The following is an 18940-nucleotide window of genomic DNA, read 5'->3' as shown; positions in this document are numbered from 1 at the left end:
GCCGCCACAAGGACGCCTACAGTTCTATTTTCAGTAATGCAATATTGTGAGGGATAGAAGACGGTTTAAGAGGAAAAATAGGTTGGATAATTGGGCTTAAATCTGGCGATTGGGAAATAAAAAGGCATCCGAAGATGCCTTTTTAGCGTTATCAAAATTAACGCAGCAGGGACAGCATGGTCTGCGGAACCTGGTTGGCCTGGGCCAGTACGGAAGAGCCAGCCTGCTGCAGGATCTGTGCGCGGGACATGTTGGACACTTCAGTCGCGTAGTCGGAATCCTGAATACGGCTGCGGGCAGCGGACAGGTTGTTCACAGTGTTGTTCAGGTTGGTGATAGTGGACTCGAAACGGTTCTGAGAGGCACCCAGCAGGCTGCGCTGGTTGTCTACAGATTTGATTGCCGCATCGATGTCTGCCAGCGGGTTACCATCGGTAGTACCACCGGAAGTCACGGTACCGCTCAGAACGTCGAAACCTTCTGCAGCAGTAGAACGTGCATTACCATTGATAGTCTGACCAGTGGTAACAGAGGTTGCGCCGGTGGCATTGAACAGGTTGTAGGCGTTAGAGCTGCTCAGGCTAATAGAAATGGTTTCTTGATCCTTAGAACCTACCTGGAAGCTGTAGCTGCTGGAGCCAGTGCCAGTGTTCAGCACTTTAATACCATTGAAGTCAGTCTGAGTCGTCACGCGGTTTACTTCTTCCATACGCTGGTTAACTTCAGCCTGGATGGAGTCGATATCGGAAGCAGAGTTAGAGCTGTTCTGCGCCTGAACGGTCAGATCACGGATACGCTGCAGGTTGTTGTTGATTTCGCTCAGTGCGCCTTCAGCAGTCTGCGCCAGAGAGATACCGTCGTTGGCGTTACGTGCAGCAACGGTCAGACCATTGATGTTAGAGGTGAAACGGTTAGCGATTGCCTGACCAGCAGCATCGTCTTTTGCGCTGTTGATGCGCAGACCGGAGGACAGACGCTCGATCGCGGTGCCCAGAGAAGACTGAGATTTGCTCAGGTTGTTCTGAGTCATCAGCGACAGAGTGTTAGTATTAATCACTGCCATGATAAGTATCCTTTAATTGATTATGAGTTCCGGCTAGCTGCCAGGGGCTTCATCGCCTTCATAAAGGTTATCGACAGGGCATTTACAAACTTTAGATCTTTTGATGTTTTTTTCTTGCTTTATTTCACTTTGATTTTAAACGAAAAAAAGCGCCGACATGCGGCGCTTTTTGTCTGTCATAACGGCGATTAACGCAGCAGGGACAGCATGGTCTGCGGAACCTGGTTGGCCTGAGCCAGTACGGAAGAGCCAGCCTGCTGCAGGATCTGCGCGCGGGACATGTTGGACACTTCAGTCGCGTAGTCGGAATCCTGAATACGGCTGCGGGCAGCGGACAGGTTGTTCACGGTGTTGTTCAGGTTGGTGATAGTGGACTCGAAACGGTTCTGAGAGGCACCCAGCAGGCTGCGCTGGTTGTCTACAGATTTGATTGCCTTATCGATGTCTGCCAGTGGGGTAGAACCTGCTGCGGTACCACCTGTACCACCGGTTACCGCACCGTGCAGAACGTCGAAACCTTCTGCTGCAGTCGTACGTTGGTTACCGTTAACAACATCACCAGAAGTCATCGCTTTGGTGTTCAGCGTCGCGCCGGTGTTGCCAGCAGCTGCCAGGTTGAAGCTATCGCTAGAACTCAGAGTGATACCGATAGTTTCATTATCTTTAGAGCCAACCTGGAAGTTGTAGGTGCTTGAACCTGTACCGGTATCCAGAACTTTGATACCGTTGAAGTCGGTCTGCTTGGTCACACGGTTCACTTCTTCCATACGCTGGTTAACTTCAGCCTGGATGGAGTCGATATCGGAAGCAGAGTTAGAGCTGTTCTGTGCCTGAACGGTCAGATCACGGATACGCTGCAGGTTGTTGTTGATTTCGCTCAGTGCGCCTTCTGCCGTCTGCGCCAGAGAGATACCGTCGTTGGCGTTACGTGCAGCAACGGTCAGACCGTTGATGTTAGAGGTGAAACGGTTGGCGATTGCCTGACCAGCAGCATCATCCTTCGCGCTGTTGATGCGCAGACCGGAGGACAGACGCTCGATCGCGGTGCCCAGAGAAGACTGAGATTTGCTCAGGTTGTTCTGAGTCATCAGAGACAGGGTGTTAGTATTAATAACAGCCATGATGTATTCCTTTGAAAAAGTTATCAGATTTAGGCATCTGCCTACGGCTTTCTCACCGTCAATGAGGTTATCGACCGCCCTTTCTCAAGCTTTAGGGAAAAAAATCATTTTTTTAAACCTGTAAACTGCCCGAATTTCTCCCTCTTTATTTACGCATTGTTTTTTTTAAATAACGCTAATCTTTTTCTCGTTTCTGCCGATAGACCATCCAGCGATTGTCTCAATAAAGGATGAAAAAATGGCAAGTATTAGTTCACTCGGCGCAGGTACTTCACTGGACCTCAATACGTTGTATGACAATTTACAGACAGCTGAGCAAACCAAGCTAAAGCCTATCACTACCCAGCAAACGTCATATAAAGCCAAGCTGACAGCATGGGGGGTGGTGCAGACAGCACTCACTAAATTACAGACTGCTTCAGATGCATTAAAAAATACCTCTGCTATTGCACAATCAAAGGTTTCCAGCACTAACACAGCGTTTAGTGCGACGCTTGCCAGCAGTGCAGCGGCGGGATCTTATTCCGTTGAAGTGACGCAACTGGCAGCAGCGCAGTCTCTGTTAAGTCCTAAAGTCGGCAGCAAGGATACCGAACTCGGCGACAGCAGCATGAGCACGCGCACCCTCACAATTACTCAGCCGGGGCAGAAAGATCCGTTAACGATCACCCTGGCGAGCGATAAGACCAGCCTTGCCGATGTGCGTGACGCTATTAACGCCAAGCAGGGAAGCGTAAGCGCCAGCATCATCAAAGCGGATGATAACAGTTATTACTTAGCGCTGACTTCCCGTGATACCGGTACAGCAAACGAGATGACCATTACGACGGATGATAGCCAACTGGCGAAATACGTCAGCTACAACCCATCCAGCGCCACCAACGTGATGAGTGAACAGGTTCCGGCCGCCGACGCTAAAGTCAATATCAACGGTATCGAGATCGTTCGTAGCAGTAATGCCATCACGGATGCGCCAGAGGGCGTTACCCTAAACCTGACGAAGACCAATAAAGGCAGTCCGGAGACATTGTCAATTGTCAAAGACAACCAGCCAATGACCGATGCCATTCAGGCTTTTGTGGATGCGTATAACTCTCTGCAGACCACTATTGCCAATCAGACGAAATATACGGCGGTCGATCAGGGAAGCACCAACCAGGACAGCAGCAACGGCGATCTGTTGGGCGACGGAACGCTGCGTAATATTCAGACCCGTCTGCGCTCGATGATTTCGGCCAGTCAGGGCTCAGGCGATCTGGCCACTTTATCCCAGATTGGCATTACGCAGGATATCACCGGTAAGCTGACGGTGGACAGTACCAAACTTAACAAGGCACTGAACGAAAAATCGGCTGACGTCGTCGCGTTCCTTTCCGGCGATGGAAAAACCACCGGGTTTGCCACCCAGACCAGCAGTCTGCTGAAAGACATGCTCGGAACTGACGGTTCCGTTCAGAATGCCACTGCGGGCATCAACAAGACGCTGAAAAAACTGTCGGACGAATACGATCGCGTAAACGCACAGATTACCGCCACCATGGCACGTTATAAAACGCAATTTACCAGTCTGAGCCAGCTTGTCTCAAAGATGGATCAGACCGGAAGCTATCTGACCCAACAGTTCAACGCCATGAACCGTTAATAAATGATGAATTGAGGTTTTACCATGTATACAAAATCGGGAATTCAGGCATATGCTCAGGTCGGCGTTGAATCGGCCGTTCTGAGTGCCAGCCCACATCAACTGGTTGTGCTTCTTTTTGATGGCGCATTAAGCGCCATGAAAAAAGCCATCATTTTGATTGAACAAGGTGATATTCCCGGTAAAGGGCAGGCCATAAGTAAAGCAATCAATATCATCAGCAACGGTTTGCAGTCAGGTCTAAACCATGAGGTCGGTGGCGACCTGGCGGCAAATCTCGATAGTCTTTATGACTATATGACCATGCGTCTTTTACAGGCTAATCTTCATAACGACATCAATGCCATCAATGAAGTAGTGGAGTTACTCAATAACATTGCTGATGCCTGGAAAGAGATAGGCCCTCATTCTCAAAACATGCGGGACAATTACTAATGGACGTCCATCTCGGCTTGCTCCAACATTATCAGCAGTTATTAACAACCAGTAACACTATGCTTGTTCTCACTCAGGCGGGGCGTTGGGATGAGCTTATCGCTTACGAAGTTGACTACCTGACATCAGTTGAAAAACTGACTATGTTTCAGGATGCCAGCGAAATTCCGCCTCATATTCAGGCTCAAATACGCCCTATTCTGAAAAAAATACTCGATAATGAAATCGAGTTGAAAACCTTGTTGCACCAGCGTATGGAAGAGCTGAAAGCATTAGTTGGACAGACGTCGAGACAGCATAATCTGAACTCAACATATGGACGTTTATCAGGAAATGTTCTCTTTCCATCAGATCTCTAGTCTGAATATGGTATTTTGCGGATGAATAATATTTTGTTATTTCATCCGCGTTTTATTCTCATTTCACCCATACTCACTGTGTTCTCAATATGGAGCACGGACGATGAAAAACCCCACCCTGTTACAATGTTTTCACTGGTACTACCCTGCTGGCGGTGAATTGTGGCGAGAGGTCACGGCGTTAGCACCCAATCTTAACGAAATCGGCATTAACATGATCTGGCTACCGCCCGCCTATAAAGGCGCGTCAGGCGGGTATTCTGTCGGCTATGACTCCTATGACCTGTTCGATCTGGGCGAGTTTGACCAGAAAGGCAGTATCGCCACCAAATACGGTGACAAAGCGCAGCTGCTGGAGGCCATCGACGCCCTCAAGCGCAACGACATTGCCGTGCTGCTGGACGTGGTGGTCAACCACAAAATGGGCGCCGATGAAAAAGAGCCAGTGCGCGTGCAGCGCGTGAACGCGCAGGATCGCACGCAAATCGATGATGAGGTCATTGAGTGTGAAGCCTGGACCCGCTATACCTTCCCTGCCCGCGCCGGGCAATATTCCCAGTTCATCTGGGACTACAAATGCTTCAGCGGCGTCGACCACATTGAAAACCCCGATGAAGACGGCATTTTTAAAATCGTCAACGACTACACCGGCGAAGGCTGGAACGATCAGGTTGATGATGAGATGGGTAACTTCGACTATCTGATGGGCGAAAATATCGACTTTCGCAATCACGCCGTCACCGAGGAGATCAAATACTGGGCCCGATGGGTTATGGAACAGACGGGCTGCGACGGTTTTCGTCTGGACGCCGTCAAGCATATTCCCGCCTGGTTCTACAAAGAGTGGATTGAGCACGTCCAGGAGGTCGCCGACCAGCCGCTGTTTATCGTGGCGGAATACTGGTCCCATGAGGTGGATAAACTTCAGGCCTATATCGACCAGGTTGAAGGCAAAACCATGCTGTTTGATGCCCCGCTGCAGATGAAATTCCACGAGGCGTCGCGTCAGGGCCGGGATTACGACATGAGCCAAATCTTCACCGGCACGCTGGTGGAAGCCGATCCGTTTCATGCGGTGACTCTTGTCGCGAACCATGACACCCAGCCTTTGCAGGCGCTGGAAGCCCCGGTCGAAGCCTGGTTTAAACCGCTGGCGTATGCGCTGATCCTGCTGCGGGAAAACGGCGTGCCGAGCGTCTTTTATCCGGACCTCTTTGGCGCCAGCTATGACGATACGGGGGGAGACGGAGAAACGTACCATATTGATATGCCTGTGATTGAGCAGCTCCACGAACTGATCCTTGCGCGCCAGCGTTTTGCCCACGGCGTACAGACGCTGTTTTTTGATCATCCTAACTGCATCGCCTTCAGCCGCAGCGGCACAGAAGACGATCCCGGCTGCGTGGTGGTGATGTCGAACGGTGACGACGGCGAGAAGGTAATTTGCCTGGGGGAAAACTACGGCAACAAAACGTGGCGTGATTTTCTCGGCAATCGCGAAGAAACGGTCACCACGGCGGCGGATGGCGAAGGAACGTTTACCTGCAAAGGCGGAAGCGTCAGCGTGTGGGTGATTGAGGATGCGTTGTAGAACGGGAAACGTGCGGCCTGATGCCCTCACCCCGTCCCTCTCCCACAGGGAGAGGGCGCAAACACCAAAAACGGCAACGATGTTGCCGTTTTGCTTTTACCCTTAGGGCAGCTTACTCTCCAGCGGATTCTTGCTCAGGTAATCGGCACACTCAACCGTTGGGCGATCGACCTTCTGCAGCTCCAGCCCGTCGTACTCAAGCGTCGAGCCATCGCGCTCCAGCGGATAGATATCCAGCTTGCGGGTCACGTTGTAATAACTGTCTGAACGCAGCATGATTTTACCCGGCACGGCGATCACGCGCTGCCACTGACGGCAGTCCAGCGTATCACCCTCTTCCGTCACCACCAGCGTGGCAATCGCTTCAGGGCTGACCATGTTGCTCTGCGGCCCTTTCGACTGCCAGTATCCCGCCAGCTGCGACGGGACAGGATGCTTGATCACCTCTTTATAATTATCGACCTGAACGCACCCGGTCAGTGCCAGCAGCGCGCCAGCAATTGCTATTTTTTTCATCATCTTTCCTGCATTCGAAGAAAAAAATATTGTGGCATTAAAGCGCTGCGGCTGCCAGCGAAGATCGACAGGTCTTAGACCTGCATCCCCATCACTTCCTGATAGGCCGACACCAGCTTGTTACGCACCTGGATCCCCATCTGCAGAGAAACCGAGGCTTTTTGCAAATCGGTCATCACATCATTCAGCGCCACGCCCGGCTCGCCGAGGGTGAACTTCTCAGCCTGAGTGCGCGCTGCGGTCTGGGTATCACTGATACGGTCAAGAGCGGCATGCAGTTGCCCTGCAAAGCTGATGCTCGGCTGCTGATCTGCCACATTCTGATTACGGGCCGTCATCGCCGTTGCCTGCAACTGACTGATTACCCCTTCAATGCCCTGTATAGCCATGACTCTCCCCTGGATGGTTTTTTACGCGGTCAAGACTAACAGCTTGTCAATAAGATAATGGCGGTAAATAGCATGAAAAAACCAGGTTATTTGACGCATAGAAAATCACGAATCATCAAATAATGGCTGGGCCATCAATATGGAACTTTTGTCGTGTTTGCCGACCCGGGAGTCAGTTTTGTTTCTCTACACGAATAACGTAAACCACCAGGATTTTAGAGGTGCGCAATGAGTGCAACAGCATCGACAGCGCCGCAGAATAAATCACTCGAGTGGATGAACCGCCTTCGCGCGAATCCTAAAATCCCGTTGATCGTGGCAGGCGCTGCCGCAATTGCGATCCTTGTAGCGATGGTCCTGTGGGCGAAAAGCCCTGATTACCGGACGCTCTACAGTAACCTTTCCGATCAGGATGGCGGCGCCATCGTCACCCAGCTGACCCAGATGAACATCCCTTATCGCTTTGCCGATAATGGCGGTGCGCTGGAGGTCCCGGCAGATAAGGTGCACGAACTGCGTCTGCGCCTGGCCCAGCAGGGGCTGCCGAAAGGCGGCGCGGTAGGCTTTGAGCTGTTGGATCAGGAAAAATTCGGTATCAGCCAGTTCAGCGAGCAGGTGAACTACCAGCGTGCGCTGGAAGGTGAACTGGCCCGCACCATTGAAACATTAGGCCCGGTGAAGAGCGCCCGCGTGCACCTGGCGATGCCTAAACCGTCCTTATTTGTCCGCGAACAGAAATCACCTTCGGCTTCCGTGACCGTGAACCTTGAGCCTGGCCGCGCGCTGGACGAAGGGCAAATCAGCGCGGTGACGCATCTTGTCTCCAGCGCCGTCGCCGGCCTGCCGCCGGGTAACGTGACGCTGGTCGACCAGAGCGGTCACCTGCTGACGCAATCCAACACTGCCGGTCGTGACCTGAACGACGCGCAGCTGAAATATGCCGCCGATGTCGAAAGCCGTCTCCAGCGTCGTATCGAAGCGATCCTCGGCCCGGTTGTGGGCAACAGCAACGTGCACGCGCAGGTCACCGCGCAGATCGACTTCTCGAATAAAGAACAAACCGAAGAGCAGTACAGCCCGAACGGCGATGCGGCTCAAGCGGTCATGCGTTCGCGTCAAATCAACTCCAGCGAGCAGATTGGCGGTGCCTACCCGGGCGGCGTGCCGGGCGCGCTGTCTAACCAGCCTGCCCCGGCAAACGCGGCGCCGATCTCTACGCCGCCGGCCAATCAGCAGAACGGTCAGCAAAATAATCAGCAGACCACCTCTACGGCGAATAACAGCGGCCCACGAAACAGCAGTCGTAACGAAACCACGAACTACGAAGTGGATAGAACGATTCGTCACACTAAACTGAACGTGGGCGATATTCAGCGTCTCTCCGTTGCGGTAGTGGTGAACTACAAAACGCTGGCGGATGGCAAACCGTTGCCGTTGACCGCCGAGCAGATGAAGCAGATTGAAAACCTGACCCGTGAAGCGATGGGTTACTCCGAGAAGCGCGGCGATACCCTCAACGTGGTGAACTCACCGTTCAACTCGGTTGAAGAGACTGGCGGTGAACTGCCGTTCTGGCAACAGCAGGCGTTTATCGACCAGCTGATGTCCGCAGGACGCTGGCTGCTGGTGCTGATTGTCGCGTGGCTGCTGTGGCGTAAGGGCGTTCGTCCACAGCTCCAGCGCCGTGCTGAAGCTGAAAAAGCGGCTCGCGAGCAGATGAATGCGCGTCAGGAAACGGAAGAAGCGGTTGAAGTGCGCCTCAGTAAAGATGAACAGATGCAGCAGCGCCGTGCTAACCAGCGCATGGGTGCCGAGGTGATGAGCCAGCGCATTCGCGAAATGTCAGATAACGATCCGCGCGTCGTGGCGCTGGTCATCCGCCAGTGGATGGGTAACGAACATGAGTAATACGCTTACGGGCACCGATAAAAGCGTCATCCTGCTGATGACCATTGGCGAAGATCGCGCGGCAGAGGTGTTTAAACACCTCTCCCAGCGAGAGGTACAGATTCTCAGTGCGGCCATGGCCAACGTGCGTCAAATCTCCAACAAACAGCTGACCGAAGTGCTGTCGGAGTTTGAGCAGGAAGCCGAACAGTTTGCCGCGCTGAACGTCAACGCCAACGACTACCTGCGTTCCGTGCTGGTCAAGGCGCTGGGCGAAGAGCGCGCCGCCAGCCTGCTGGAAGATATTCTGGAAACGCGCGATACCGCCAGCGGTATCGAAACGCTCAACTTTATGGAACCGCAAAGTGCCGCCGACCTTATTCGCGACGAGCACCCGCAGATTATCGCCACCATTCTCGTCCACCTCAAACGTGGTCAGGCGGCCGATATTCTGGCGCTGTTCGAAGAGCGCCTGCGTCACGATGTGATGCTGCGTATCGCCACCTTCGGCGGCGTCCAGCCAGCCGCGCTGGCGGAGCTGACCGAGGTGCTGAACAACCTGCTCGACGGCCAGAACCTCAAGCGCAGCAAAATGGGCGGCGTGAGAACGGCGGCGGAAATCATCAACCTGATGAAAACGCAGCAGGAAGAGGCCGTCATTACGGCGGTTCGCGAATTCGACGGCGAGCTGGCACAGAAAATCATCGACGAGATGTTCCTGTTCGAAAACCTCGTCGAAGTGGACGACCGCAGCATCCAGCGCCTGCTCCAGGAAGTGGATTCCGAGTCGCTGCTTATCGCCCTCAAAGGCGCCGAGCAGCCGCTGCGCGAGAAGTTCCTGCGCAACATGTCTCAGCGTGCGGCCGATATCCTGCGCGACGACCTTGCCAACCGCGGCCCGGTTCGTCTGTCTCAGGTGGAAAACGAACAGAAAGCCATTCTGCTTATTGTTCGTCGTCTGGCGGAAACCGGCGAGATGGTGATTGGCAGCGGAGACGACACCTATGTCTAATGAGCTGCCGTGGAAGCGCTGGACGCCAGACGATCTGGCCCCTCCCCTCTCCGAGTTCACGCCAGCCGTGATCCCGACCGAGGCGCTTGACCCGGACGTCGAACAGCCTGAGCTAAGCGAAGAAGAGCAGCAAGCACAGATGCTGGCTCAGCTGCAAATGCAGGCGCACGAGCAGGGCTACAATGCCGGTCTGAACGAAGGCCGGCAGAAAGGCCACGAGCAGGGGTATCAGGAAGGCCTGGCGAAAGGGTTAGAGCAGGGGATTGAACAGGCGCGCCAGCAGCAGGCGCCTCTTCATGCTCGTATGCAGCAGTTGGTCAGCGAGTTCCAGCACACGCTGGACGCGCTGGACAGCGTGATTGCCTCGCGTCTGATGCAGATGGCGCTGGAAGCCGCGCGTCAGGTGATCGGCCAGACGCCCGTGGTGGATAACACGGCGCTGATCAAACAAATTCAGGGCCTGCTGCTGCAGGAGCCGTTGTTCAGTGGTAAGCCGCAGCTGCGCGTCCATCCGGACGACCTGCAGCGCGTGGAAGAGAGCCTGGGCGCGACGCTAAACCTGCACGGCTGGCGTCTGCGCGGCGATCCGTCGTTACATCACGGCGGCTGCAAAGTCTCAGCCGATGAAGGCGATCTGGATGCCAGCGTCGCCACCCGCTGGCAGGAACTGTGCCGCCTGGCGGCACCGGGAGTCGTCTGATGACCGCACGCCTCACCCGCTGGCTCACCACGCTCGACAATTTTGAGACGAAGATGGCGCAATTGCCATCCGTTCGTCGTTATGGGCGACTGACGCGCGCCACCGGTCTGGTACTGGAGGCCACCGGCCTGCAACTACCGCTGGGCGCGACGTGCGTGATCGAGCGTCAGGACGGTCTGGAAACGCGTGAAGTGGAAAGCGAAGTGGTCGGGTTTAACGGCCAGCGCCTGTTCCTGATGCCGCTTGAAGAGGTAGAAGGCATTCTGCCCGGCGCGCGCGTGTATGCCAAAAACACGTCTGGCGATGGGCTGCAAAGCGGGAAACAGCTGCCGCTTGGTCCTGCCCTGCTGGGTCGCGTGCTGGACGGCAGCGGGAAGCCGCTCGACGGGCTGCCCTCACCGGACACCACTGAAACCGGCGCATTAATCACCCAGCCGTTTAACCCCCTGCAGCGAACCCCTATTGAGCATGTGCTCGATACCGGCGTACGCCCGATTAACGCCCTGCTGACCGTGGGACGCGGGCAACGTATGGGCCTCTTCGCCGGGTCAGGCGTGGGTAAATCCGTTCTGCTCGGCATGATGGCGCGCTATACCCAGGCGGATGTTATCGTTGTGGGCCTGATCGGCGAACGCGGTCGCGAAGTTAAAGATTTCATTGAAAACATTCTGGGTGCGGAAGGCCGTGCCCGCTCGGTGGTCATTGCCGCACCGGCGGACGTGTCGCCGTTACTGCGTATGCAGGGGGCAGCGTATGCCACCCGCATCGCCGAAGATTTTCGTGACCGCGGCAAACACGTGCTGCTGATCATGGATTCGCTGACCCGCTACGCGATGGCGCAGCGTGAAATCGCGCTGGCTATCGGTGAGCCACCGGCGACCAAAGGCTACCCGCCTTCGGTCTTCGCCAAACTCCCTGCCCTGGTGGAACGTGCGGGGAACGGCATCAGCGGCGGCGGCTCCATCACCGCGTTCTATACGGTGCTGACCGAAGGCGATGACCAGCAGGATCCGATTGCCGACTCCGCGCGCGCGATCCTTGACGGCCATATTGTGCTGTCGCGTCGTCTGGCCGAAGCCGGACACTATCCGGCCATTGATATTGAAGCCTCTATCAGCCGCGCGATGACGGCGCTGATAACCGAGAAGCACTACGCCCGCGTGCGTAACTTTAAACAACTGCTTTCCAGCTTCCAGCGCAACCGCGATCTGGTCAGCGTGGGGGCGTATGCCAAAGGCAGCGACCCGATGCTCGACAAGGCAATTAGCCTGTGGCCGCAGCTGGAGGCATTTTTGCAACAAGGCATTTTTGAACGCGCCGACTGGGAAGATTCAATTCAGGCACTGGAGCTGATTTTCCCGCAGGTGTAACACAGGTGGAGGGCGAAGGTCATGGCGCAAAACAGCGCGTTATCAACGCTGAAAGATCTGGCTGAAAAAGAAGTTGATGATGCCGCATTGCAGCTTGGCGCAATGCGACGCGGGTGCCAGCAGGCTGAAGAACAGTTGAAGATGTTAATCGACTATCAGCATGAATATCGCACCAACCTCAATACCGATATGACACAGGGCATTGGAAGCCAGCGCTGGATTAACTATCAGCAGTTTATCCAGACGCTGGAGAAGGCGATAGATCAGCATCGCCAGCAGCTTCAACAGTGGACCCAGAAAGTCGATACCGCGCTGAATTTCTGGCGCGAGAAGAAGCAGCGACTGCAGGCCTGGCAGACCTTACAGGACCGACAGATTGCGGCAACGACCCTGGCGGAAAACCGTCTGGATCAGAAAAAAATGGATGAGTTTGCCCAGCGCGCATCAATGAGGAAACCGGAATGATCACACTGCAACAACTGCTGATGAGCGACAGCGACCTGTCAGGCGGTACGCAGACAGGAAAAGGCACCGACGGTGCACAGGACTTTCTCGCGCTGCTCGCGGGCGCCCTGTCGGACGCGACGGGCAAGGGCAAAGATGCGCCCCTGACTCTGGCTGACCTGAAAGCCGCCGGCAGCAAGTTGTCCCACGTTGCTCAGGACGCCAAAGGGGATACCCCCCTTCAGGCCAAAATTGCCGACCTGCTCTCGCGCCAAACCGCGCTGAATGGCGACGAAACGTCGCCCGTCACCTCGCTTGATACGCTGGTTTCCGGGCTGGTACCGCTGCCTAAAGGTGACGCACTGAAGACGATCAATGCCGCGAACAGCAAAGATGACGGTAAAAGCGAGCTGAGCGAAGAAGAGCTGGCCGGATTGAGCGCCCTGATGGCGATGCTGCCGCACCAGCAAACTACCGCCTCTCGCGTAGCTGGCAGTGACGGCGTTTCCGCCACCGCAACGCTGAGTACAGCGGGGCTTGCGCAAAACGGCGCGGGCCAACCGTCGCTGAACGCGCTTCCGGGAAGCCATGATAAAGCGCAGAGTGCTGCGCCTTATCAGAGCCAGGCGAAAAACAGCGACCCTACCCTGTCGGGCAACGCGCCGGCCACGCCTGTCGTGGCCGCAACCGCAGAGAAGCAGGAGCTCGCCAGCGCCTCCTCCTCATCATCGCCGACAGCTACCCTGGCACCAATTATGTCCAGCCATGTAACCAGTCAGACGGCCGCCACCGTTGCTCCCGCGCCGGTGTTAAGCCAGCCTCTGGGCACGCATGAATGGCAGCAGTCCCTGAGCCAGCACATCACCCTGTTCACCAAACAGGGCCAGCAGACGGCCGAGCTGCGTCTGCACCCGGAAGATCTGGGTCAGGTGCAAATTTCGCTTAAGCTGGATGATAACCAGGCGCAGTTGCAGATGGTCTCTGCGCACAGCCATGTCCGTGCGGCGCTGGAAGCCGCGCTGCCGGTACTGCGAACCTCACTGGCAGAAAACGGCATTCAGCTTGCGCAGAGCAGCGTCAGCAGCGAGAGCTTTGCCGGGCAGCAGCAGTCCTCATCCCAGCAGCAGCACCAGGCTTCGCGTTCCGGCAACACCGGCGGTTTTAATGAAGAGAGCGATGAACTACTGCCCGTTCCTGCCGCCCTGCAATCCGCCGCGCGCGGTAACAGTGCCGTAGACATCTTCGCCTAAACGCCAGAGGTAGCGTGATTATCCCCGTCTTTTCCACGCTTTGACGACAGCAGGACACGGGATAATCCCCTTATTAAGCTGTACCGAAACAGGAAGCTCGTATCAGATGACTGACTCCGCTATCACCAAAAAAAGTAAGCGTTCCATCTGGATCCCGCTGCTGGTGTTGATCACGCTCGCCGCCTGCGCTACCGCGGGCTATAGTTACTGGCGTATGCAGCAGGAACCTTCGACCGCTGCGGCCAAAGCCGAACCTGCACCGCCACCGGCGCCGGTATTTTTCCCTCTGGACACCTTCACCGTGAATCTCGGTGACGCGGATCGTGTGCTGTACGTCGGTATTACGCTGCGCCTGAAGGATGAAGCCACGCGCGCGCGTCTGAATGATTATCTTCCGGAGGTGCGTAGCCGCCTTCTGCTGCTGTTCTCTCGTCAGGACGCTTCGGCGCTGGCCACCGATGTGGGTAAGCAAAAGCTGGTCGACGCCATTAAACAAACGCTGGCGACCCCGCTGGTAAACGGCCAACCTAAGCAGGAAGTCACTGACGTTCTGTATACAGCCTTCATTCTGCGGTAACGACATGGGCGACAGTATTCTTTCTCAGGCAGAAATCGATGCGCTGCTCAACGGCGACAGCGATAAAAGTGATGATCCGCAACCGGGTATCGGCGGCGATAGCGATATTCGTCCCTATGACCCGAATACCCAGCGTCGCGTGGTACGTGAACGTCTGCAGGCGCTGGAGATCATTAACGAACGTTTTGCACGTCAGTTCCGTATGGGGCTATTTAACCTGCTGCGTCGTAGCCCGGATATCACGGTCGGTGCGATCCGCATTCAGCCGTATCATGAGTTTGCCCGCAACCTGCCGGTGCCAACCAACCTTAACCTGATTCATCTGAAGCCGCTGCGCGGCACCGGTCTGGTGGTGTTTTCCCCAAGCCTGGTGTTCATTGCGGTGGATAACCTGTTCGGCGGCGACGGGCGCTTCCCGACCAAAGTAGAAGGTCGTGAATTCACCCACACCGAACAGCGCGTCATTAACCGCATGCTGAAGCTGGCGCTGGAGTCTTACAGCGACGCGTGGAAAGCGATTAACCCGCTGGAAGTGGAGTACGTCCGTTCTGAGATGCAGGTGAAATTTACCAATATCACCACCTCCCCGAACGATATCGTCGTGAACACCCCGTTCCACGTGGAGATCGGTAACCTGACCGGTGAGTTCAACATCTGCCTGCCGTTCAGCATGATCGAACCGCTGCGCGAGCTGCTGGTCAACCCGCCGCTGGAGAACTCCCGCAACGAAGACCAGAACTGGCGTGAAAACCTGGTCCGCCAGGTCCAGCATTCGCAGCTTGAGCTGGTGGCGAGCTTCGCCGATATCCCGCTGCGGTTATCTCAGATCCTGAAATTACAACCCGGTGATGTTTTGCCGATAGAAAAACCCGACCGCATTATTGCCCATGTGGATGGTGTCCCCGTGCTGACTAGCCAGTACGGCACGATTAACGGTCAGTATGCGTTACGCGTTGAGCACTTGATCAACCCGATTTTGAATTCGCTGAATGAGGAACAGCCCAAATGAGTGACATGAACAATCCGTCCGATGAAAACAGCGGAGCACTGGACGATCTGTGGGCTGACGCGTTAAACGAGCAAAAAGCGACCCCGGCCAAAAGCGCAGCGGATGCCGTATTCCAGCAGCTCGGCGGCGGTGACGTCAGCGGCACGCTGCAGGACATCGACCTGATTATGGATATCCCGGTTAAGCTGACCGTTGAGCTGGGACGCACCCGTATGACCATTAAAGAGCTGCTGCGCCTGACGCAGGGTTCCGTGGTGGCCCTTGACGGCCTGGCCGGTGAGCCGCTGGATATTCTGATCAACGGCTATCTGATTGCTCAGGGTGAAGTGGTGGTGGTAGCCGATAAATACGGCGTACGCATCACCGACATCATTACCCCGTCTGAACGTATGCGTCGTCTGAGCCGTTAAGCATGAAAACCCAGGCAACACTATCGCAACCTTCTGCCGTTCCCGGCTCACCTCTGCTCCAGGTGAGCGGGGCGTTGTTCGGTATTATTGCCTTTATTCTTATCGCCGCCTGGCTGGCGAAGCGCTTTGGCCTGGCGGGGAAAACCGCCGGCGCCCGCGGGCTAAAGGTCAGCGCCAGCACCACGCTGGGGCCGCGTGAACGCGTGGTCATCGTCGAGGTGGACGATGCGCGCCTGGTCCTGGGCGTCACGGCGTCGAACATCAGCGTATTACATAAGCTGCCGCCCGCCCCTGCTGTGGTGGACGAGCGTGCAGAGGCCCCTGCGGATTTCCAGTCCGTGATGAAGAGTTTGCTTAAGCGTTCCGGGAGATCCTGATGCGCCGTTTGTTATCCCTGACGCTTGCGGGCGTTGGCCTGTTTGCTCCCGCGGTCTATGCGCAACTGCCCGGTCTGGTGTCAACCCCTCTCGCAGGCGGCGGCCAAAGCTGGTCGCTTCCGGTGCAGACGCTGGTGTTCATCACCTCGCTGACGTTTATTCCGGCTATCCTGCTGATGATGACCAGCTTCACCCGCATCATCATCGTTTTTGGTCTGCTGCGAAACGCGCTCGGCACCCCTTCCGCTCCGCCAAACCAGGTTCTGCTCGGGCTGGCGCTGTTTTTGACCTTTTTCATTATGTCGCCGGTGATCGATAAGATTTACACCGATGCCTACCAGCCGTTCAGCGAAGATAAAATCTCCATGCAGGAAGCGCTGGATAAAGGCGCGCAGCCGCTGCGGGAATTTATGCTGCGCCAGACGCGCGAAGCGGATCTGGCCCTCTTTGCCCGCCTGTCCAACACCGGCGAGCTGCAGGGACCGGAAGCGGTGCCCATGCGTATTCTGCTGCCCGCCTATGTGACCAGCGAGCTGAAAACCGCGTTCCAGATCGGCTTTACCATCTTTATTCCGTTCCTGATTATCGACCTGGTGATCGCCAGCGTCCTGATGGCGCTCGGGATGATGATGGTGCCGCCCGCGACCATCGCCCTGCCCTTTAAGATCATGCTTTTTGTACTGGTCGACGGCTGGCAGCTTTTGGTCAGCTCGCTGGCGCAGAGTTTCTACAGTTAAGGAACGGCAATGACACCCGAATCGGTCATGATGATGGGCACGGAGGCGATGAAAATCGCGATTGCCGTTGCCGCGCCGCTGCTGCTTGTCGCGCTGGTTACCGGTCTGATTATCAGTATTCTCCAGGCCGCCACGCAAATTAACGAAATGACGCTGTCATTCATCCCGAAAATCATCGCCGTGTTCGTGGCGATTATCGTGGCCGGGCCGTGGATGCTGAACCTGCTGCTGGACTATATGCGCAACCTGTTTACCAACCTGCCGTACATCATCGGCTGACCTGACGATGCTGCACTTCACCAGCGACCAGTGGGTTCAGTGGCTCGGCGTCTACTTCTGGCCGATGCTGCGCATCATGGCGCTGATCTCCACCGCCCCCATTCTCAGCGAGAAATCGATACCCAAGCGTGTCAAAGTGGGGCTGGGAATTATCATCTCCATTATCGTCGCACCGTCTCTTCCTCCCGTGGATATTCCGATCTTCTCGGCGAATGCGGTGTGGGTCGCCCTGCAGCAGGTGATGATTGGCGTCGCCGTCGGCTTTACCATGCAGCTCGCTTTTGCCGCCGTACGTACCGCGGGGGAACTGATTGGCCTGCAGATGGGGTTATCGTTCGCCACGTTTGTTGATCCCGGCAGTCATCTCAACATGCCCGTGCTGGCGCGCATTATCGATCTGCTCGCCATGCTGCTGTTCCTGTCGTTCAATGGCCATCTGTGGCTTATCTCCATGCTGGTGGATACGTTCCATACGCTGCCGATTGGCGAAAATCCGGTGAACAGCAACGCTTTCCTGGCGCTCACCCGCGCCGCGGGGCTGATCTTCCTGAACGGGCTGATGCTGGCGCTGCCGATCATCACCCTGCTGCTGACCGTCAACCTGGCATTAGGTTTACTCAACCGAATGGCGCCGCAGCTTTCGGTGTTTGTCATTGGTTTTCCGCTGACGCTGACGGTCGGCATTTTATTAATGTCATTACTGATGCCACTAATCGCTCCCTTCTGTGAACATTTATTCGGCGAGATATTCAACCTGTTAGCGGATATTGTCAGCGAACTGCCTCGTAAATAATAGACCGTACTGTTGCTACTGTCTTTCTGAGGATATTCCTAAAATAAAATGCGAAAAACATCTTCCAGGATATATCTGACGCGGTTTAATTGTTTCTAACCACCTCACAATACTTAATATTTACTTTACTTTAAGAAGATTCCTGGCAAATTATACGTAACTTTACGGGATAGTGAGTCCGCCTGAAAGTCTTTGTCATGCTCACAGGTTTATTATTTTTTTCCATCCCGTATGGCTGTTTTGAGCTCTCAGGCAGATGGTGAATTATCGTTACGCATTGAGTGAGGGTATGCCATGTCAACGATCATTATGGATTTATGCAGCTACACCCGGCTAGGGTTAACCGGGTACCTGGCAAGCAGAGGGGTAAGAAAGAGAGACATCAACGATGCACACACCGTTGAGGAACTCGCAGCCGCTTGTGACGAACTAAAACCAGGCGTGGTGTTTATTAATGAGGACTGTTTCATTCACGATCCAGCCAACAGTCAGCACATTAAGCAAATCATTAATCAGCATCCAAAAACCCTGTTTATTGTTTTTATGGCGATCGCGAATATCCATTTCGATGAGTATTTGTTGGTCCGTAAAAATTTATTGATCAGTTCTAAATCGATTAAACCCGAGTCGCTGGATGACATTTTGGGTGATTATTTGAATAAAGAAGTTAAAAATGTAGGAGCGGTTAACTTACCCACCCTATCATTAAGCAGGACTGAATCAAGTATGCTGCGAATGTGGATGGCGGGACAAGGAACTATTCAGATCTCCGACCAGATGAATATTAAAGCGAAAACCGTTTCATCACACAAAGGAAATATTAAACGGAAAATTAAAACGCATAATAAGCAAGTGATCTACCACGTGGTACGCCTGACCGATAATGTGACGAACGGGATTTTCGTCAACATGCGTTAGTCGCTTAAGACCCTGTGCACCCTACCTTTGATCTCTGGCCTGGCCAGAGATTTTTGCTTCT

At 54.9% G+C, this 18940-nt stretch carries 21 protein-coding genes and 1 pseudogene; 18 read left to right on the top strand and 4 right to left on the bottom strand.

The window, feature by feature from the left end; translation table 11 throughout:
* Nucleotides 1-157 precede the first annotated feature (157 nt).
* Nucleotides 158-1063 (bottom strand): flagellin, encoded by a 906-nt coding sequence (locus CWR52_RS20855; protein WP_104950638.1) that lies wholly within the window; start codon nt 1061-1063, stop codon nt 158-160.
* 188 nt (nt 1064-1251) lie between these two features.
* Complete coding sequence (locus tag CWR52_RS20850) at nt 1252-2184, bottom strand: flagellin (RefSeq protein ID WP_023293880.1); 933 nt, start codon at nt 2182-2184, stop codon at nt 1252-1254.
* A gap of 238 nt (nt 2185-2422) precedes the next feature.
* Here CWR52_RS20850 and fliD point away from each other — a divergent pair, with 238 nt between their 5' ends.
* The 4 genes from fliD to amyA all read left to right on the top strand — a co-directional run bounded on the left by fliD (nt 2423) and on the right by amyA (nt 6211).
* Nucleotides 2423-3826 (top strand): flagellar filament capping protein FliD, encoded by a 1404-nt coding sequence (gene fliD, locus CWR52_RS20845; RefSeq protein WP_049005150.1) that lies wholly within the window; start codon nt 2423-2425, stop codon nt 3824-3826.
* A 24-nt stretch (nt 3827-3850) separates the two neighbouring features.
* Entirely contained in the window at nt 3851-4261 is a 411-nt protein-coding gene (fliS, locus tag CWR52_RS20840) for a flagellar export chaperone FliS (protein ID WP_104950637.1), read from the top strand.
* Entirely contained in the window at nt 4261-4620 is a 360-nt protein-coding gene (gene fliT, locus CWR52_RS20835) for a flagella biosynthesis regulatory protein FliT (RefSeq protein ID WP_104950636.1), read from the top strand. Before fliS ends, fliT begins: the two co-directional genes overlap by 1 nt.
* Nucleotides 4621-4723: 103 nt before the next feature.
* A complete protein-coding gene (gene amyA, locus CWR52_RS20830; protein ID WP_104950635.1) occupies nt 4724-6211 on the top strand; it encodes an alpha-amylase in 1488 nt (495 codons plus the stop codon).
* A gap of 102 nt (nt 6212-6313) precedes the next feature.
* On the opposite strand, the gene yedD is transcribed toward amyA, so the two are convergent.
* Together yedD and fliE are read right to left on the bottom strand one after the other, a co-directional pair.
* The gene (yedD, locus tag CWR52_RS20825; protein WP_104950634.1) at nt 6314-6727 is read right to left on the bottom strand and encodes a lipoprotein YedD; all 414 of its coding nucleotides are present in this window, start codon (nt 6725-6727) and stop codon (nt 6314-6316) included.
* Between the two features lie 74 nt (nt 6728-6801).
* The gene (gene fliE / locus CWR52_RS20820) at nt 6802-7116 is read right to left on the bottom strand and encodes a flagellar hook-basal body complex protein FliE (RefSeq protein ID WP_008500329.1); all 315 of its coding nucleotides are present in this window, start codon (nt 7114-7116) and stop codon (nt 6802-6804) included.
* 228 nt (nt 7117-7344) lie between these two features.
* Between fliE and fliF the strand changes: the two genes are divergently transcribed.
* From fliF to rcsA, 14 genes and pseudogenes are all read left to right on the top strand, one after another.
* A complete protein-coding gene (gene fliF / locus CWR52_RS20815) occupies nt 7345-9024 on the top strand; it encodes a flagellar basal-body MS-ring/collar protein FliF (protein ID WP_104950633.1) in 1680 nt (559 codons plus the stop codon).
* Nucleotides 9017-10015 carry a flagellar motor switch protein FliG gene (fliG, locus tag CWR52_RS20810; RefSeq protein WP_008500327.1) on the top strand — a complete coding sequence of 333 codons (999 nt, stop codon included), beginning with the start codon at nt 9017-9019 and terminating at the stop codon, nt 10013-10015. Before fliF ends, fliG begins: the two co-directional genes overlap by 8 nt.
* Nucleotides 10008-10715 (top strand): flagellar assembly protein FliH, encoded by a 708-nt coding sequence (gene fliH / locus CWR52_RS20805; protein ID WP_104950632.1) that lies wholly within the window; start codon nt 10008-10010, stop codon nt 10713-10715. The genes fliG and fliH overlap by 8 nt, the downstream gene beginning before the upstream one ends.
* The gene (fliI, locus tag CWR52_RS20800) at nt 10715-12085 is read left to right on the top strand and encodes a flagellar protein export ATPase FliI (protein ID WP_104950631.1); all 1371 of its coding nucleotides are present in this window, start codon (nt 10715-10717) and stop codon (nt 12083-12085) included. Before fliH ends, fliI begins: the two co-directional genes overlap by 1 nt.
* 21 nt (nt 12086-12106) lie before the next feature.
* Nucleotides 12107-12550, top strand: coding sequence for a flagellar export protein FliJ (gene fliJ, locus CWR52_RS20795; RefSeq protein WP_104950630.1), 444 nt, complete (start codon nt 12107-12109; stop codon nt 12548-12550).
* Entirely contained in the window at nt 12547-13779 is a 1233-nt protein-coding gene (fliK, locus tag CWR52_RS20790) for a flagellar hook length control protein FliK (RefSeq protein WP_104950629.1), read from the top strand. The genes fliJ and fliK overlap by 4 nt, the downstream gene beginning before the upstream one ends.
* Before the next feature lie 106 nt (nt 13780-13885).
* A complete protein-coding gene (gene fliL, locus CWR52_RS20785; protein WP_021241388.1) occupies nt 13886-14356 on the top strand; it encodes a flagellar basal body-associated protein FliL in 471 nt (156 codons plus the stop codon).
* A 4-nt stretch (nt 14357-14360) separates the two neighbouring features.
* Entirely contained in the window at nt 14361-15365 is a 1005-nt protein-coding gene (fliM, locus tag CWR52_RS20780; protein ID WP_008500320.1) for a flagellar motor switch protein FliM, read from the top strand.
* Nucleotides 15362-15775 (top strand): flagellar motor switch protein FliN, encoded by a 414-nt coding sequence (gene fliN, locus CWR52_RS20775; RefSeq protein WP_008500318.1) that lies wholly within the window; start codon nt 15362-15364, stop codon nt 15773-15775. Before fliM ends, fliN begins: the two co-directional genes overlap by 4 nt.
* Nucleotides 15776-15777: 2 nt before the next feature.
* Complete coding sequence (fliO, locus tag CWR52_RS20770) at nt 15778-16152, top strand: flagellar biosynthetic protein FliO (RefSeq protein ID WP_028016024.1); 375 nt, start codon at nt 15778-15780, stop codon at nt 16150-16152.
* Nucleotides 16152-16889, top strand: a complete 738-nt coding sequence (fliP, locus tag CWR52_RS20765; protein WP_008500316.1) for a flagellar type III secretion system pore protein FliP — start codon at nt 16152-16154, stop codon at nt 16887-16889. The genes fliO and fliP overlap by 1 nt, the downstream gene beginning before the upstream one ends.
* A gap of 9 nt (nt 16890-16898) precedes the next feature.
* Nucleotides 16899-17168: a flagellar biosynthesis protein FliQ gene (gene fliQ, locus CWR52_RS20760; RefSeq protein WP_008500315.1), complete on the top strand. Its 270-nt coding sequence runs from the start codon at nt 16899-16901 to the stop codon at nt 17166-17168.
* Nucleotides 17169-17175: 7 nt separating this feature from the next.
* Nucleotides 17176-17968, top strand: a pseudogene (fliR, locus tag CWR52_RS20755) (flagellar biosynthetic protein FliR); the annotation flags it as partial.
* 287 nt (nt 17969-18255) lie between these two features.
* Nucleotides 18256-18879, top strand: a complete 624-nt coding sequence (gene rcsA, locus CWR52_RS20750) for a transcriptional regulator RcsA (protein ID WP_013097740.1) — start codon at nt 18256-18258, stop codon at nt 18877-18879.
* The last annotated feature ends 61 nt before the right edge of the window (nt 18880-18940 follow it).

This window comes from Enterobacter sp. SGAir0187 (genome assembly GCF_002952735.2).
In the GTDB taxonomy this organism is placed as follows: Bacteria; Pseudomonadota; Gammaproteobacteria; order Enterobacterales; family Enterobacteriaceae; genus Enterobacter; species Enterobacter quasiroggenkampii.
The sequence above is the reverse complement of the archived record's forward strand: the minus strand, read 5'-3'. Positions and strand labels throughout refer to the sequence as shown.

What these genes read in the sequence shown, in the direction of transcription:
- fliN (WP_008500318.1), top strand. Translation starts at nt 15,362, where the DNA reads ATGAGTGACATGAACAATCCGTCCGATGAAAACAGCGGAGCACTGGAC.
- rcsA (WP_013097740.1), top strand. Translation starts at nt 18,256, where the DNA reads ATGTCAACGATCATTATGGATTTATGCAGCTACACCCGGCTAGGGTTA.
- fliJ (WP_104950630.1), top strand. Translation starts at nt 12,107, where the DNA reads ATGGCGCAAAACAGCGCGTTATCAACGCTGAAAGATCTGGCTGAAAAA.
- fliH (WP_104950632.1), top strand. Translation starts at nt 10,008, where the DNA reads ATGTCTAATGAGCTGCCGTGGAAGCGCTGGACGCCAGACGATCTGGCC.
- fliP (WP_008500316.1), top strand. Translation starts at nt 16,152, where the DNA reads ATGCGCCGTTTGTTATCCCTGACGCTTGCGGGCGTTGGCCTGTTTGCT.
- fliS (WP_104950637.1), top strand. Translation starts at nt 3,851, where the DNA reads ATGTATACAAAATCGGGAATTCAGGCATATGCTCAGGTCGGCGTTGAA.
- fliD (WP_049005150.1), top strand. Translation starts at nt 2,423, where the DNA reads ATGGCAAGTATTAGTTCACTCGGCGCAGGTACTTCACTGGACCTCAAT.
- fliI (WP_104950631.1), top strand. Translation starts at nt 10,715, where the DNA reads ATGACCGCACGCCTCACCCGCTGGCTCACCACGCTCGACAATTTTGAG.
- fliE (WP_008500329.1), bottom strand. Translation starts at nt 7,116, where the DNA reads ATGGCTATACAGGGCATTGAAGGGGTAATCAGTCAGTTGCAGGCAACG.
- fliK (WP_104950629.1), top strand. Translation starts at nt 12,547, where the DNA reads ATGATCACACTGCAACAACTGCTGATGAGCGACAGCGACCTGTCAGGC.
- CWR52_RS20855 (WP_104950638.1), bottom strand. Translation starts at nt 1,063, where the DNA reads ATGGCAGTGATTAATACTAACACTCTGTCGCTGATGACTCAGAACAAC.
- amyA (WP_104950635.1), top strand. Translation starts at nt 4,724, where the DNA reads ATGAAAAACCCCACCCTGTTACAATGTTTTCACTGGTACTACCCTGCT.
- fliG (WP_008500327.1), top strand. Translation starts at nt 9,017, where the DNA reads ATGAGTAATACGCTTACGGGCACCGATAAAAGCGTCATCCTGCTGATG.
- fliF (WP_104950633.1), top strand. Translation starts at nt 7,345, where the DNA reads ATGAGTGCAACAGCATCGACAGCGCCGCAGAATAAATCACTCGAGTGG.
- fliO (WP_028016024.1), top strand. Translation starts at nt 15,778, where the DNA reads ATGAAAACCCAGGCAACACTATCGCAACCTTCTGCCGTTCCCGGCTCA.
- yedD (WP_104950634.1), bottom strand. Translation starts at nt 6,727, where the DNA reads ATGAAAAAAATAGCAATTGCTGGCGCGCTGCTGGCACTGACCGGGTGC.
- fliQ (WP_008500315.1), top strand. Translation starts at nt 16,899, where the DNA reads ATGACACCCGAATCGGTCATGATGATGGGCACGGAGGCGATGAAAATC.
- fliL (WP_021241388.1), top strand. Translation starts at nt 13,886, where the DNA reads ATGACTGACTCCGCTATCACCAAAAAAAGTAAGCGTTCCATCTGGATC.
- CWR52_RS20850 (WP_023293880.1), bottom strand. Translation starts at nt 2,184, where the DNA reads ATGGCTGTTATTAATACTAACACCCTGTCTCTGATGACTCAGAACAAC.
- fliT (WP_104950636.1), top strand. Translation starts at nt 4,261, where the DNA reads ATGGACGTCCATCTCGGCTTGCTCCAACATTATCAGCAGTTATTAACA.
- fliM (WP_008500320.1), top strand. Translation starts at nt 14,361, where the DNA reads ATGGGCGACAGTATTCTTTCTCAGGCAGAAATCGATGCGCTGCTCAAC.